This window comes from uncultured Veillonella sp. (assembly GCF_938010505.1).
GTDB lineage: Bacteria > Bacillota > Negativicutes > Veillonellales > Veillonellaceae > Veillonella.
The window spans coordinates 1-2,249 of the sequence record NZ_CALLVP010000139.1; the positions used below are offsets into that span (position 1 = coordinate 1).

The 2,249-nt window shown below is 37.8% G+C and carries 1 protein-coding gene and 1 pseudogene; one reads left to right on the forward strand and one right to left on the reverse strand.

All coding sequences use genetic code 11. The annotated features are described in order from the left end of the window. Positions 1 to 510, forward strand: a pseudogene (locus tag Q0507_RS08445) (cell division protein FtsH); the annotation flags it as partial. Positions 511 to 660: 150 nt separating this feature from the next. Here the strand turns inward: Q0507_RS08445 and Q0507_RS08450 are convergent. Beyond that, positions 661 to 2,004, reverse strand: a complete 1,344-nt coding sequence (locus Q0507_RS08450) for a threonine/serine exporter ThrE family protein (RefSeq protein ID WP_298715030.1) — start codon at positions 2,002 to 2,004, stop codon at positions 661 to 663. Positions 2,005 to 2,249: the final 245 nt, after the last annotated feature.

Sequence of the window (2,249 nt, forward strand, 5' to 3'; positions counted from 1 at the left end):
GGTCGAATTGCAGAAGCCTTGATTTTAGATGAAATCAGTACAGGTGCTTCTGGGGACCTTCAAAGTGTAACTAATACTGCTCGTGCCATGGTAACTCGTTGGGGGATGAGCGATGAGCTTGGTCCTATCGTATTTGGTGAACAACAAGAACAAATCTTCTTGGGGAAAAACCTAGGCCATGAGCGCAATTATAGTGAAGAAATCGCTGCGAAAATCGACTCCGAAATTCATCGTATCGTAGAAGAAGCTTACAGAGATGTAACAAAACTTCTTAGCGAGAACGAAAAATTCTTACATGACATGGCAAATGCTTTGTTAGAAGAAGAAACCATCGATGCGAAAGCGGTAGATAATCTTTACAAATATGGTACAACAAAAGAACCTGAAGCTGAGGAGTCTGAAGTAGCTACTGAAGCAGAAGGTGTTGTAGTGCCAGAGGTTGTTGAAGCTAAAGAAGCTACTACGTCTGTAGTAAATCTTAGTGAAACACCATCTAATGAAATAAAATAATGGACTTTGTTCAAATAAAAAGAGCTAGCCTTCTTAGAGGGCTAGCTCTTTTTATATATGCTCTTTTGATTATAATTATCTATTACTAGCTATAGGTAATTAGTATGCTATCTATATTGCGAAGCTAGTAATGTAGTTGGTCAGGCATATCTATTGGCTATCGTTAATATGACGTGTTGCCAAGTGCTGTTGAATTCTACGCTCTTTTCGTGCTTTCAAATATTTTTGAGCCAGTACATTTGGAATTGCTACACCTACGGCAATACTTACAATAGTGAGGATGCCTGTTACACCGTTTTGAACCATATGAAGTAAACCAGATTCTGATAGTGCATCGATATGAAGCATATCAAAGAGGAATCTGTAATATAAAATACCAGGCATTAAAGCTATGGCAGATGGGACGATGATGATTGTACTAGATGTTTTTAGCCACGTAGAAACTTTTACATAAATTACGCTCATTACAGCAGCGCCTACAAAGGTAGCACCTGGAATGGAAAAGCCAAATTCAACAGCTAATAAATTGCGGATAAATACGCATAATACACCGCCAATGCCAATGGATACTAGTAATCGCACAGGAGCGTTAAAGAGTACTGCAAAGGAAGCAGCGGCTGTAAAAGCCCCTATAATTTGCTCAATCGATAAGACATGAGGCTTAATATCTACAAAGCTAAAGGCTGGCATAGGGTTAAAGTATAATGCCATGGCCATGCCTAAGGTCATGCTACCAACGATAAGGATCGTTCTAATAGCTCTTGTAATTCCCGATAAAATATGGTTGTTGATGGTATCGATAACGGAGTTTATAAGCGGTACACCAGGTATCATAAATAAGGTACAACAAACAAGAACGTAAACTAACGAATCTTGTTCAATATGTGAATAGAAACCATAGGCAGAAACCATGGCGGCAAAGCCGCCAATTGCAATGCCTACATATTCATTGCAACCAAAGCGTACCGATAAGGTACGACCAAAATAACCGATTAGAGAACAAATAACAGTTACAATAAAAGCTATCATATCGCCACTATACAAAAAGGCAAGGCCTGCTGATCCGAGGGCACAAGCAATACCCTTTATCCAATCAGGATATACTGGAATAGTGGAATCTAATTTTGAAATTAACTGTTCATAAGTTGTAAGTGAATAATGTCGTTCAAAGGCTCGCCAAGTTAGTTTAGATACTGCATTAATCATGGCCATATTAGGTACATGGACGGGCGTTTTTTTGAACACTGTTATATTATGCTCATTGTGATGTAAGTTGATCATGAGCATTGTATACGATATATGTATATTTAAATAATCATGAGGAATGCCCATAAAGGTAGCTGATTTTAGTATTTCCTCGGTAATGCGGTTAGTATCGGCACCGCACTCCATGAGTAGCTTCCCTACATTTAGCAGGACATCAAGTTTCCTATGAATATGTATAAACGGATTTTCTAGAACCGTATTTTTTTCCTCTAATGTAAACTGTTGCATGTGTCTCCCCAGATAATAATAAACAGCCTTATTGTTATCACTTATATAATGTATAACTTAATACTATAAATATTATACCATTAATTATTATAAATAATCCTTGCTTTTTATAGGGGACACTTGTACAATCGAATTGTAAACCTAGGTTGACAAAGAAAGGGGCTCTAAACTATGCGTGATGAAGTGCTAGAATTCTTGAGACAAAACCAAGGTAGTTTCGTATCGGGACAAGATATGTCCGAAGC